Origin of the sequence: Actinoplanes couchii (assembly GCF_016862075.1) — a bacterium.
Lineage (GTDB): Bacteria > Actinomycetota > Actinomycetes > Mycobacteriales > Micromonosporaceae > Actinoplanes > Actinoplanes couchii.
Window position 1 is genome coordinate 57432 of the sequence record NZ_BOMG01000070.1, and the last position, 12867, is coordinate 70298.

Here is a 12867-nt window from a genome sequence, read left to right on the forward strand (position 1 = left end):
CGGCGGCGGGAGACGGGTAGTTTGGGAACGGATGCCGAGCCACCAGATCGATGTTCCCGCGCTGCCCGTCCTGCTGCCTCTGGGCCTGACGTTGATGGCGGTCTGCGCCGGTCTGCTGCACCGGCGGGGTCTGTTGAGCGCGCCCCGGCTGCTGGCCGGCTGGTTCGCCGGGTGGTACTCGGTGGCCGTCCTCGGCGCGACGATGCTGCCGATGCATCTGGCCTGGGGGCCGCAGGCCGGCGGCCCGGATCTGTACCGGTTCATCTTCGTCCCGGTGCTGGAAATGCGGCCGCTGGACTTCGTGCTCAACACGATCATGACGCTGCCGCTGGCCACGGTGCTGTACCTGGTGTTCGGCGTACAGAACAGGCGTCAGGTGGTGTGGACCGGGTTCTTGATCAGTCTGGCCATCGAGTCGACCCAGCTGCTCCTGCTGCTCACGCTGGACGGCAACCGCTGGGCGGACGTGAACGACCTGATGTCGAACACTCTCGGCACCTGGCTCGGTTTCCTGGTGCTGCGGCGGCTCATGCGTTCCGCACGCTGGAGCCGGGTACTGGAAAGCTGTTCTTCCGCCCGAACCGGGCACGGCCGAACCGGCCGCGATATGCCAGCAGCGGTGCGATGAGCCGCCGCCCGGGCCGGGCCGAGATCTGTTCGTAGACCCGGCCGACCGAGGCGGCCAGATGGTCGGTGCCGTACCGGGCGCCCGCCGACCGGGCCGGCAGCCGGGCACCGTCACGTTCGGCGAGGCAGAGCAGTTCGGCGCGCAGGGTGCGGGGCAGTGATTCGCGGTCCTGGGACAGCCGGTGGGTGCCGGGGACCGGGGTGCGGGCGGCGGCCCGCTCGGCCAGCGGGACGCACGAGGCGTAGACGGCGGGCAGTCCGGCCGCGACCGCTTCCAGGGCGGCCAGCCCGAACGACGTCTGGCTCGGTGAGGCGAAGACGTCCATGGCGCAGTACATGTCGTGCGGGTGGGCGACCGCGCCGGGGAACAGCACCCGGTCGGCGACGCCTTCGATGACGGCGAGGCGTTCCAGGTCGGCGCGGGCCGGTCCGTCGCCGACGAGCACCAGGACCGCGCCGGGCACCTCGGCGATGGCGCGGATCAGCAGGTCGAACCGCTTGTCCGGGTCGAACCGGCCGACCCCGCCGATCAGCGGCACGCCCGGTCCGACGCCGAGCCGGGCGCGGGTGGCCGCTCGCAGCGCCGGGTCGAAGCGGAACTCGGCGACGTCGATCGCCTTCGGGATGGTGGTGATCCGCCGCTGTGGCACGCCCCAGGCGCGCAGCCGGTCGGCGATGGCGGCGGACCCGGCCACGGTGATCTGGCCGAGGCGTTCGGTGGCCAGGTAGAGCGGCCGGGTGACGGCGCCCAGGTGGTGTTCGGTGGCGACCACGTGCGGTATCCCGGCCAGCCGGGCGGCCACCCGGCCCTGCACGTTGGCCTGGTAGAGGTGGGTGTGCACCAGGTCGTAGCGGCCGGTGCGCATCAGGTGCCGCAGGTGCCGGACCGTCGCGGTGTCGTGGTCGCGCACCCCGATGATGCGGTGCACCGGCACCCGGTCCGGTGGTGTGCCGCCGGGCGACAGCGAGACGACCTCGTTGTCGTACGGCAGTCGGCGCACCAGTGATCGCAATTGGTGTCCGGCCTGCGGCTCCAGCGTGCCGATGACGTGCAGCACCCTCATTCTTTCCCCCGGTCGCATTCTCGACAGAACGCTTGCTTCGCCCGCACTCCAAGACGCTGCCGGAAATGTGGCCGGAGCGGAAGTCGCAGATGTCATGCCTAAAGTGAATACTTCTCGCCGCCGATGTGACATCCTCCGCCGAATGGCCAGGTGAAGGGCTCCGAAAGGGTCCGCCAAAAGTGCCGATCAGTGAATGTGAGAATCATTCACGTAGCGTATGACAATTGCTACTGTGAACCCGCCCTCCAGTGCTGCGAGTCTGAATTCTCCAAAGCCGAATGCATTCATCGTCCGGAAATGCATTTGCGTGCTTTCACTTTCTTGATTCGAGCCTTTCAGGATCCGCGGCCGGTCGCGCCGGCATCGTACGAGGGGGATTCCATGCAGGTACGGCGACGAGCGTCCGGCGATTCCAGCGCCGACGCGACTCCCGGTGAGTGGCGCGGCCCGGGCCCACACCCGGTCGCGTGGCACCGCCGGGCGCTCCCCGGCCGCGCGGCGCGCGCGGTCACCGACGCGGTGGCCCTGGCCGCCGCACTGCTGATCGCGACGCTGCTGCGGCACGACGGCCACCTCGGTGAGGTCGACTTCACCGGCCTGATCGTGCTCTCCGCGGTCGCGGCCCTGGTGCAGGCCATGGCCGGTCTGCAGTTCGGTCTCTACACCGGCCGGTGGGCGTACGGCTGCTTCGAGGAGATCGCCGCCCTGGTGAAGACCGCCGCGGTGGTCACGCCCGCGCTGTTCCTGCTGGACACCCTGCTGGGCCGGCTGGTGCCGCGGTCGGCCATCATCGCCGCCGGGCTGATCGCGCTGGTGTTCACCGCCGGGGTCCGCTACACCGTGCGGCTGCTGCGCGACAACCGGCTGCGGCCGTCGCCGGAGCACGGCACCCGGGTCGTGGTGATGGGCGCCGGGGAGGGCGCCACCCAGGTCATCCGGGCCATGCTGCGCAGCCCGCAGAGTCCGTACGTCCCGGTCGCCCTGCTCGACGACGACCCGGCCAAACGCACCTTCCGGGTGATGGGCGTGCCGGTCGCCGGCACCCGCGACGACATGGCCGACGTGGTCCGCCGGTTCCGGGCCGACGCCGTGGTGCTGGCCATCCCCAGCGCCAGCGCCGACCTGATCCGGGCGTTGACCGAGTTGGCCCAGCCGCTCAACGTGGACCTGAAGGTCGTGCCGCCGGTGGTCGAGCTGTTCGGCCGCACCGTCCGAGTCGAGGACATCCGCCCGGTCAGCCACGCCGACCTGCTCGGCCGCCGTGAGGTGGGCATCGACCTGGAGGCGGTCGCCGGATATCTCGAAGGACGCCGGGTGCTGGTCACCGGGGCGGGCGGCTCGATCGGCTCGGAGCTGTGCCGTCAGGTGGCCCGGTTCAACCCGGCCAAGCTGGTGATGCTGGACCGGGACGAGTCGGGGCTGCACGCCGTACAGCTGAGTCTTGATGGTCGTGGGCAGTTGGACGACCGCAACCTGGTCGTCGCCGACATCCGTGACCTGCAGCGTCTGGACGAGGTCTTCGCCGAGCACAAACCGCACGTGGTCTTCCACGCGGCCGCCCTCAAGCACCTGCCGCTGCTGGAGATGCACCCGTCCGAGGCGCTGAAGACCAACATCATCGGCACGTACCAGATCCTGCAGACCGCGATGAAGCACAACGTCGACCGCCTGGTGAACATCTCCACCGACAAGGCCGCCGACCCGTGCAGCGTCCTCGGCTACTCCAAGCGGATCACCGAGCGTCTGACCGCGGCCGCCGACGCGACCGCGACCGGCACGTACTGCAGCGTGCGTTTCGGCAACGTGCTCGGCTCCCGTGGCTCGGTGCTGACCGCCTTCACCGCCCAGGTCGAGGCGGGTGGCCCGATCACCGTCACCCACCCGGACGTGACCCGCTACTTCATGACCGTGCAGGAGGCGGTGCGGCTCGTGGTGCAGGCCGGCGCGCTGGAGAGCAAGGGCGAGGTGCTGGTCCTGGACATGGGTGAGCCGGTCCGGATCGCCGACGTGGCCAAGCGCATCGCCGACGCCGCCGACCAGCACATCCAGATCGTCTACACCGGACTGCGCCCGGCCGAGAAGCTCGCCGAGGTGCTGCTCGGGCCGAACGAGCCGGACCACCGGCCGAACCACCCGCTGATCTCGCAGGCCCCGGTGCCGCCGCTGGACGGCGCGGTGCTGTCCCTGCTGAACGCCTCCGCGCAGCGCGAGGAACTGATCGCCGTCCTGCACTGGCTGTCGGAGAGCCCGGCACTGCCGCATCCGGTCATCGCCGGGCAGAAACGACGGGCCACCGAACCGGTAAGGAATTCGTGAAGAGCAAGCGCAAGACCCGGTTCCCGAGAACGAAGAAAGAGGAGAGAGTTCCCATGCGGGTCGTCATCGCCGGTCAGGGCTACGTGGGGCTGCCGCTCGCGGTCCGCGCCGCCGAGGTCGGGCACACCGTCGTCGGCTTCGACGTCGACGACGAACGGATCAAGCGGCTCGCCGCCGGGGAGTCGTACGTCGACGACATCTCCGCCGAGGAACTGCGCTCGGTCCTCGCCGGCGGCTCCTTCCAGCCGTCGTCCGACCCGCGCTCCTGCGCCGGTTTCGACGTCGCGGTGATCGCCGTCCCGACGCCGCTGCGCGAGGGCACCCCCGACCTCAGCTACATCGAGGAATCGGCCCGGCTGCTGGCCCGCTACCTGCGGCCGGGCGCCACCGTCGCGCTGGAGTCGACCACCTACCCGGGCACCACCACCGAGCTGGTCGGGCCGCTGCTGGAGGAGGGCTCCGGGCTGATCGCCGGCGTCGACTTCCACCTCGGGTACAGCCCCGAGCGCATCGACCCGGGCAACCGCGAGTTCAACCTGGTCACCACGCCCAAGGTGGTGTCCGGCATCAACCCGGCGTCGCTGGCCATGGTGCAGGCGTTCTACGCGTCAGTCGTCGACCGGACCGTCCCGGTCGCCGACACCAAGGTCGCCGAGCTGGCCAAACTGCTGGAGAACACCTTCCGGCACGTCAACATCGCCCTGGTCAACGAACTCGCGGTGTACGCACACGATCTCGGCATCGACGTGTGGGAGGCCATCGACGCGGCGTCGTCCAAACCGTTCGGCTACATGCGGTTCGTGCCCGGCCCCGGCGTCGGCGGCCACTGCCTGCCGATCGACCCGTCCTACCTGTCGTGGCGGGTGCAGCGGACCCTCGGGCAGAGCTTCCGCTTCGTCGAGCTGGCCAACGACATCAACAACCACATGCCCGACTATGTCGTACGCCGCCTCGTGACCGCCCTCAACAAACGCCGCAAGGCCGTCAACGGGTCGACGATCCTGCTGCTCGGTCTGGCGTACAAGAAGAACACCGGCGACGCCCGGGAATCGCCTGCTCGCCGGGTCGCCTCCCTGCTCCTGGAGATGGGGGCGACGGTCCGGGCCGCCGACCCGCACGTGGTCGAGGACGCCCACGTGGACAGCCGGGTCGAGATGGTCCCGCTCACCGCCGACCAGGCCGCCGCGGCCGACGCCGTGGTGCTGCTCGCCGACCACGACGAGTTCGACCTGGATCTGGTCCTCCAGCACGCGCCGTACGTGCTGGACACCCGGCGCCGCCTGACCGGCGCGAACGTCGAGTCACTGTAAACGGGGGTAACCGTGCGCTCTGTCTGGAACGGACTCAACCGGCTGACCGCTCTGCTCATGCTCCTCCCACTGGCCCCGCTGATCCTGGCGGTCGCCGCCTGGGTCCGGATCGCCGACGGGAAGGGTGTCCTCTTCGTCCAGGATCGGGCCGGCCAGGACGGCGTCCCGTTCCGGATGCTGAAGTTCCGGTCGATGGTCCACAACTCGGTGGCCCTCAGCGCGGAACTCGGCATCGACGACCCGTTCGGTCTCGTCGAGAACGACCCGCGGATCACCAGGTGCGGCCGGATCCTGCGCCGCACCAGCCTCGACGAGCTGCCCCAGCTGCTCAACGTGGTCCGCGGGCAGATGAACCTGGTCGGGCCGCGCCCCGACGTGCTCCCGCAGGTCGCCTGCTACTCGCCGGAGGACGCCCGCCGCCTCGAGGTCAAGCCCGGCATCACCGGGTGGGCGCAGGTCAACGGGCGCGACGACATCGACTGGCCGACCCGGTTCAAACTCGACCGGTGGTACGTCGACAACTGGTCGCCGCTGCTCGACCTGAAGATCCTGTGGCGGACCGCGATCACCGTCAACCGGGACGAGCCGCCGGTGCACGTGGACGAGCACAACATCACCCGTTCTTCGGCACCGGCCTCGGAAGAGGTCTCCCGTGCGGCCTGAGTCACCTCGGGAGATCGGCTCCGAGTTCCACTGGGATCCGGCCGTCCTGCTCAGCGATGAGCGGGGCGGCCTGCCCGGCTGGCTGCCCTACCGCCGCTCGCTGTTCGCCACCGCGGCCGGGGCGCTCGGCCGCCTGCTGTCCCTGCTCGGTTCGCCCGGGCGCCTGCACGTTCCCTCGTACTTCTGCATGGGTGTCGCCGAATTCCTCACCGACCGGATGCCGATCGCCTGGTACCGGCATCTGCCCGGCGGCACCGGACCGGACTTCGGCACGCTGCGGGTCCGGGACGGCGACGTGGTCCTCGCCCAGAACCTGTTCGGCTGCGAGGACGGCGGGGCCTGGGACGACTGGGCGCGCGCCCACCCGGAGATCCCGGTCGTCGAGGACCACTCGCACGACCCGTTCAGCCCGTGGGCCTGCGCCAGCACCGCGTCCTACGTGGTCGCCTCGCTGCGCAAGACCCTGCCGCTGCCGGACGGTGCGCTGCTCTGGTCGCCGCGCGGGCTCGACCTGCCCGCACCGGCCGGTCCGCCGTCACCCGGCGCCGATCTCAAACTCGCCGCGATGCTGCTCAAGGGCGCCTGGCTGGACGGGCGGCCGGTGCCCAAGGAGCACTTCCGGCGACTGCAGACGGCGGGGGAGGGTCAACTGCTGGGCAGTGCGGGGCCGGCCAGTGCGGTCACCTCGGCGTTGCTGCCACTTCTCGACATCGCCGGCGTACGGTCGTCGAACGCCCTGCACGCCGCGGAGGTGGCGGCGGCGCTCGGGGTGAAGGCGGGCGGGTTCCGCGTACAGCTGCGGTGCCCGTCATCTGTTGATCGTGATGAACTTCTTTCTTTTCTCGCTGGTCAGGGCATCTATGCGCCGGTGCACTGGCGGCAGGACCGGCACGGATTCTGGAGCGGTGACGCGGAGGCGGCCGACCTCGCCGACCGGATGCTGACACTGCCCGTCGACCACCGATGTGGGCCCGGTGACCTGCGCCGGATCGCGGAAGCCGTGAAGTCCGGGTCGAAAGGATCATCGATCGGTTCTATGATCTGAGCGTGACCGGCGGATCGACCCAGGGTGATCTTGCGGGAGGTGGGCGATGACCTCTGCCAACTGGTTCGCGCTGGGGATGGCGGTGTTCGGCGCGTTCAGCTACGCGACCGGCTCGATCCTGCAGGCCATCGGCGCCAAACGCAGCCACAGCACCGCCAGCACCCTCGGCCATCCGCTCTACCTGGTCGGCATCGCCTTCGACATCGTCGCCTGGGTCGGGGCCATCGCCGCCCTCCAGCACCTGGCCGTCTACGTCGTCGAGTCGGTGCTGGCCGGGTCGCTCGCGGTCACCGCCGTCGCCGCCTGGCTGTTCCTCGGCTCCAAGCTGCGCCGCCGCGACGTCGCCGCGATCATCTGCACCACCGGGGCCCTCGGCATCCTCGCCCTGTCCGCCGGTGAACAGCACGAGATGCTGCCGTCCGTGCAGGTCCGGGTCGGTCTCGCGTCCGCACTCGTCGGCCTGTGGGTGCTCGGCTACGGCGCCGTCCGGATCGGGCGTCCCGGGCTGATCGCTCTGGTCGGCGGCTTCTCCCTGGGCGGGGCGGCGATCTCCGGGCGGGCCCTGCAGTTCCCCGCCGCGGAGATGGCCCGGTTCGACACCGCCGTCGTCGCCGTCGTCAGCGAGCCGGTGCTCTGGACCATGATCGCTTTCGCGGGTACCGGCATGCTGCTCTACGCCAGCGCCCTCCAGGGCGGCGAGGTCGGCCGGGTCACCGCGGTCCACTGGACCGGCGAGGTGGTCCTGCCGTCGATCATCGCGCTCACCCTGGTCGGCGACACCATCCGGCCCGGCTGGGAGCTGGCCGCCCTGGCCGCCGGCATGGTCACCGTCAGCTCCGCCATCGTCCTGGCCTCCGCACCGGCCGCCGTCGCCCCCGCCGGCGAGGACCCGGTTCCGGCCACCGCGGGCGCCCGTGGTGGCACCGCTCACGCCCGTCCCGGCACCGCCGTCGCCGTGCCGCCACCGCGCGCCGGCGCGCTGGTGCCGTTCGCCACCGCCGAGGCCTGGCGCCTGGCCATTCCCTCCGAGGCCTACTGGCCGGCGCTGCAGCCCCCGTTGATCCGCGGTTACGGCACGGTCCTGTGGTGGGGTCCGGCGGCCGCCCCGCAACCACTGTGGATCCCACCGGACCGCACGATCAGCGCCCCCGGCGCGGTGGCGGCCTGGGCGGGCCCTCAGCTGCCCGCCACCCGGACCACCACGCCGTCCCGGCCCGGCGCGCTGCGGAAAGCCCGCCCACTACCGGCCCTACCGTCCGCAACCAGGGACGTCACCGCGGCCTGATCACTCCACCCACGCCGGATGGCCACCACCGCCCAGCGCCTTCCGGGACAACTCCTGACGCTTCGGCCGTTCCCGTCCGGCTACGTCGAGGGTGCGTTCGTCTTCGCCAACCGCTGACGGCCCGCTGTCGGTGGCGTGTCGTCATCGCTGTGGCGGTGCGTCAGCAGGCTACCCAGCAGTAGAGCTGGTTGTCGGTGGTTCGGGCCAGTTCGGCGAGGCTCGACAGCAGGGTGGTCGCGGTTTCGGGGTCGATCGTCGCGCCGTCTGCGACCACCGTGGGCACCCAGCGCTCGGCGGCCTCCCGTAACCGGGTTGGAGGCGCCGTGGCCAGGGCGGCGACCAGGTTTTCCGGGAGGGCGAACACCGCGCTGCCGTCGTTGACGAAGTCCGCCACCATCCTCGGGCCGGCCGGTTCACCCTGTCCTACCAGGAGATCCCGCCACGCCATCACCGCGTCGTCGGCTTCGAAGTGGATGCCGGTGGCGTCCACCGTCGGATACCGGTGGTTTGGGCCGCTGTTCCGCACGGCCGCCGCGACGGTGTCGTCGGGGGCAGTGATGAACTCGATGTACTCGCTCACCGGCCCATCGTTCCGGTTCCCGGCAAGTTCCGGATCGCGGCAAGTTTCGGTTCTCGGCGATGCGGGGTGCCAGAAGGGGACGTTCGGGGGTATGTTCCCGGCCGCGGGCCGGTCATCATCGGGCGGTGATCAATCAGGGGCGGGTTCTGGAGCCGGGCGGGACCGGAAACGGATCAGCGACGGGTGGGCGGGTGCGTGCCTCCCGGTACGGGGGTTCCGGCCGGGCCGTCGGGGTCTTTGCCGGTCTGGTGCTTCTGGCCGGGTTCGTGATCTTTGATTCGAGTCACCTCATGTCCAACAACTGTTTCGACGACACCGGGCAGATCGTCTGCCCGATCAGTGGGCCGGACTGGGCCCGGCCTCTGCCCGGCGTGGTCACACTTGTCGGCCTGCTCGTCGGCCTCGCCGGGCTCGCTGTCGGCCGGCCGGTCCGCACGGGTGCACTGATCGCCGCCTTCGTGCTGGTGGCCGGCGCTTTGATCGGGGCACGGCTGATCGGGTGAACCCGCTGAAACGTGAGTTGGCCGAGGCGCGGCTGAGCGGGTGAATCGGCCGGGGCCCTGGCCGGGGCGTGGCTGGTCGGATGGACCGTGGCCTGCCTCTTGGGTGGGGCACGGCTGATCGGGTGACCCGCCTGTCGGCCGGGCTGTGGTGCGGCTGATCGGGTGGGCCGGTCGTCGGCCGGGCTGCGGTGCGGGGTGAACCGGTCTGTCGCCGGGGCTGCGGTGCGGTTGACTCGGGGTGGGCCGGCTGTCGGTGACCGGGGAAAGGGACGTCCCCGGCTGCGGCGGGCCGGGGACGTCCTCAGGGCGGGCGGAGTGTGCTCAGGCGTAGACGCCGGCGCTGGTCGGCATCGGTTCGGTGTCGGCCAGGGTCAAGCGGGTGCGTTGCGGCTCCTGCGGGACGGGGGCGGCGCCCGACCCGAGAACCGGTTTGGGTCTGCGTGGCAATGGCTGACCGGAGGCGCCACCCCGGCCGGGGTGGATCAGCAGGCCGTTGATCGGATCGGGCACGGCGTCCAGAGCCGCCTGCACCGCGGGCAGCACCCGGAACCCGGCCCAGGCCTCGTCGTCGGTGAACGCGACCTCGAACAGCACGCCCCAGCGGAACTCGTGCCACTCCCAGGCGCGGGCGCCGTGCCCGACGGCGGCGGAGACGACGACCTCCTGATGCGCGTAACGCCACTGCTCCGCCGAGAGTCGCGTCGCGTCGAGAATCTCGATCGACCACCATCGCAGGTCCATAATCGACACCGTCCCGGCCTCTGGGTGTCCCCGACGCTACTCCCGAACGATGATCGACCGGGTCATTCGGCACACCCGTCTTTCAGATTGGCATCCTCCGGTGTTTCCGGCACCGGGCGGAATCTTGATACGGCGTGCGGCGGAATCCCGGCGCGGGAAAGCGGGACGGGACGCGGGTGGTGTGGAAAGCCCGACAGGACAGTGCGCGGCGCGACGAGCGGGACGTGGTGATGCGTGGGGTGGGGACGTGCATGGGTAGGCGTATCGCCGGAATGGAATTTTGAAGTTGACGTTCGTTATTCGCCACTACCGACGGTTCTGTTCTCCTTGCCGGGTGGTTGAGACTGGCCTGGATCGGAAGTCGGAAGGAGGCACCATGGGCAACAGAGCGGTTGTCTATCAGGGTCCCGGACGAGTCGAGGTCCGCGACATCGAGTACCCGGGGTACGAGGTGAAGGACGGTCCCGGCGTCGACAAGGAGAACGTGGGGCGGCGCACCCCGCACGGGGTGATTCTCAGAACCGTCGTCAGCAACATCTGCGGCAGTGACCAGCACATGGTCCGCGGGCGCACCACCGCGCCGGAAGGCCTGGTCCTCGGCCACGAAATCACCGGTGAAGTGGTCGACGTCGGGCCGGACGTGGAATTCGTGAAGGTCGGCGACATCGTTTCGGTGCCGTTCAACATCTCGTGCGGCAGATGCCGGAACTGCAAGGAGCGCAAGACCGGTGTGTGCCTCAACGTCAACCCCGACAGGCCGGGTTCGGCGTACGGGTACGTGGACATGGGTGGATGGGTCGGTGGTCAGGCCGAATATGTGATGGTGCCGTACGCCGACTGGAATCTGCTCCGTTTCCCCGACCGTGATCAGGCGCTGGAGAAGATCCTCGACCTGGCGATGCTGAGCGACATCTTCCCGACCGGCTATCACGGCTGTGTCAGTGCCGGAGTGACCACCGGTTCCACCGTCTACATCGCCGGCGCCGGGCCGGTCGGGCTGGCCGCCGCCACCTCGGCGTTCCTGCTCGGGGCCGCGGTCGTCATCGTCGGCGACCTCAACGACGAACGGCTCGCGCAGGCCCGCAGTTTCGGATGCGAGACGATAAACGTGGGCGACGGTGACCCGGCCGAACAGGTCCAGCAGCTCCTCGGAAGGGCGGCTCCGGCGATCGGGCAGCCTCTCGTCGATTCGGCGGTCGACGCGGTCGGGTTCGAGGCTCGTGGGCACGGGCGGGATTCGGCTACCGAAATGCCGGCCACGGTGCTCAACTCGCTGATGGACGTGACCCGGGCGGGCGGGGCGATCGGCGTTCCCGGACTCTATGTGACAGGCGATCCGGGCGGGGTGGACGAGGCGGCCAAGGTCGGCTCGTTGTCGATTCGGCTGGGCCTGGGCTGGGCGAAGTCACATTCCTTCGTCACCGGGCAGTGCCCCGTCATGAAATACAACCACCAATTGATGATGGCCATTTTGTACGATCGGGTGCAGATCGCCCGCAACGTCAACGCCACGGCCATCTCGCTCGACGACGCCGCGCGCGGATATGCGGAGTTCGACCAGGGTGCCGCCCGGAAGTACGTCCTCGACCCGCACGGACTGGTTCGCCAGTAGGTCCTTTCCGAGGGGGCCGCCGCCCGCGAGAGAGGATGGGGCGGCGGCCCGGCTCGTCAGGGGACGGTCACGGTGAGGGTCGCTACGTAACCCGCCGAGATCGACCCGGTCACGGTGGCCATCTGGGTGGCCGCCAGGTCGTCGCCGAACACCATGTCACTGGCCAGGGTGATCCGGTTCATGTTGGTGACACTCTGTGAGTACCCGGTGGCGCCCGCGTAGACCGTGCGGGACACCGCCTCCGGCAGCGCGATCTGCGACGTCTTCTTGATCAGCCCGGAGGCGCTGGTGGCCGCGGCCAGCGACGAGTAGACCTCGAAGTGGATGTGCGGCCACCGGCCCGCGTAGCAGCCCGGATAGATGCTGGTGAACGTCACCGTGCCGGACGAGTTCGTCACCTGGATGCCGCGCAGGTAGTTCTGGTTGGTCGCGCCGGACGAGTACAGCGAGTACAGCCCGCCGCGGTCGCAGTGCCAGGCGTAGACCGCGGCGCCCACCGTCGGCGTGCAGGCCGCGTTGGTGACGGTCAGTGAGAATTGCAGCGGTACGCCCGGGGCGGTGGTCGTGGACGTGCCGAACGACGACCTGATGTCACTCCGGACGATGCCGGACAGCACCCGGACGTTCGGGCCGTTGGAGCCGTCCGCCGGGTAGGGGCCGGCCGTCTCCGAATCGACCTCGGCCGCGCAGGCCGCCTGGGTCGGTTCCTCGGTGCCGTGCAGCAGGGTGCCGCCTGCCACGGCGAGGGCGCCGGCGCCGCCGACCGCGGTGAGCATCCGCCGCCGGGTCATGACGGGCAGATCGTAGGCGAGGCCTTTGTCATGCACCTCGCGAACGAACGCTTCGTTGTCCTCCATGGGGTTCCTCCTTCTGCCGTTGGGGGAAACCGCATCGAAACATCGAAGTCTATGAATGACCTGTGGTTGATCACCTTCGCGCCATATCGGCTGGGTCATCCCGCCCGCCCCGACCCCCGCCCGCCTCGACCCCCGCCCGACCTCTCCCGCCTCCGGCCCGCCGTTTACCCCTTGCCGGCCCCGGCTCTCACTCTCCATGCCGCGCCTCTTGCGCGTCGTACCTCTTGCGCGTCGTACCTCTTGCGCGTCGTACCTCTTGCGCGT

12 protein-coding genes are annotated in these 12867 nt (G+C 70.1%); 8 read left to right on the plus strand and 4 right to left on the minus strand.

Features of this window, described 5'->3' with window-relative positions; translation table 11 throughout:
* Positions 1-31 precede the first annotated feature (31 nt).
* On the plus strand, positions 32-628 hold the full coding sequence (locus Aco03nite_RS28125) for a VanZ family protein (protein ID WP_203799774.1): 597 nt from the start codon (positions 32-34) through the stop codon (positions 626-628).
* Here Aco03nite_RS28125 and Aco03nite_RS28130 read toward each other — a convergent pair.
* Positions 528-1691: a glycosyltransferase gene (locus Aco03nite_RS28130; protein ID WP_203799776.1), complete on the minus strand. Its 1164-nt coding sequence runs from the start codon at positions 1689-1691 to the stop codon at positions 528-530. The genes Aco03nite_RS28125 and Aco03nite_RS28130 overlap by 101 nt on opposite strands.
* 381 nt (positions 1692-2072) lie before the next feature.
* On the opposite strand from Aco03nite_RS28130, the gene Aco03nite_RS28135 reads away from it, so the two are divergent.
* Genes Aco03nite_RS28135 through Aco03nite_RS28155 form a run of 5 tightly spaced genes read left to right on the plus strand, consistent with a single transcriptional unit; the run spans position 2073 to position 8310 of the window.
* Positions 2073-4007 (plus strand): nucleoside-diphosphate sugar epimerase/dehydratase, encoded by a 1935-nt coding sequence (locus Aco03nite_RS28135; protein ID WP_203799779.1) that lies wholly within the window; start codon positions 2073-2075, stop codon positions 4005-4007.
* Between the two features lie 53 nt (positions 4008-4060).
* Positions 4061-5317 (plus strand): nucleotide sugar dehydrogenase, encoded by a 1257-nt coding sequence (locus Aco03nite_RS28140; protein ID WP_203799782.1) that lies wholly within the window; start codon positions 4061-4063, stop codon positions 5315-5317.
* A gap of 12 nt (positions 5318-5329) precedes the next feature.
* Positions 5330-5980: a sugar transferase gene (locus tag Aco03nite_RS28145; protein ID WP_239145490.1), complete on the plus strand. Its 651-nt coding sequence runs from the start codon at positions 5330-5332 to the stop codon at positions 5978-5980.
* The gene (locus tag Aco03nite_RS28150; protein ID WP_203799785.1) at positions 5970-7025 is read left to right on the plus strand and encodes a hypothetical protein; all 1056 of its coding nucleotides are present in this window, start codon (positions 5970-5972) and stop codon (positions 7023-7025) included. The genes Aco03nite_RS28145 and Aco03nite_RS28150 overlap by 11 nt, the downstream gene beginning before the upstream one ends.
* 46 nt (positions 7026-7071) lie before the next feature.
* Positions 7072-8310: a hypothetical protein gene (locus tag Aco03nite_RS28155; RefSeq protein ID WP_203799788.1), complete on the plus strand. Its 1239-nt coding sequence runs from the start codon at positions 7072-7074 to the stop codon at positions 8308-8310.
* A gap of 160 nt (positions 8311-8470) precedes the next feature.
* On the opposite strand, the gene Aco03nite_RS28160 is transcribed toward Aco03nite_RS28155, so the two are convergent.
* A complete protein-coding gene (locus Aco03nite_RS28160; protein WP_203799791.1) occupies positions 8471-8890 on the minus strand; it encodes a hypothetical protein in 420 nt (139 codons plus the stop codon).
* 125 nt (positions 8891-9015) lie between these two features.
* Between Aco03nite_RS28160 and Aco03nite_RS28165 the strand changes: the two genes are divergently transcribed.
* A complete protein-coding gene (locus Aco03nite_RS28165) occupies positions 9016-9393 on the plus strand; it encodes a hypothetical protein (protein ID WP_203799793.1) in 378 nt (125 codons plus the stop codon).
* A gap of 321 nt (positions 9394-9714) precedes the next feature.
* On the opposite strand, the gene Aco03nite_RS28170 is transcribed toward Aco03nite_RS28165, so the two are convergent.
* On the minus strand, positions 9715-10134 hold the full coding sequence (locus Aco03nite_RS28170; RefSeq protein WP_203799795.1) for a hypothetical protein: 420 nt from the start codon (positions 10132-10134) through the stop codon (positions 9715-9717).
* 376 nt (positions 10135-10510) lie between these two features.
* Here Aco03nite_RS28170 and fdhA point away from each other — a divergent pair, with 376 nt between their 5' ends.
* On the plus strand, positions 10511-11746 hold the full coding sequence (fdhA, locus tag Aco03nite_RS28175; RefSeq protein ID WP_203799797.1) for a formaldehyde dehydrogenase, glutathione-independent: 1236 nt from the start codon (positions 10511-10513) through the stop codon (positions 11744-11746).
* 56 nt (positions 11747-11802) lie between these two features.
* Here the strand turns inward: fdhA and Aco03nite_RS28180 are convergent, their stop codons facing one another.
* Positions 11803-12603: a dioxygenase family protein gene (locus Aco03nite_RS28180; protein WP_203799799.1), complete on the minus strand. Its 801-nt coding sequence runs from the start codon at positions 12601-12603 to the stop codon at positions 11803-11805.
* Positions 12604-12867: the final 264 nt, after the last annotated feature.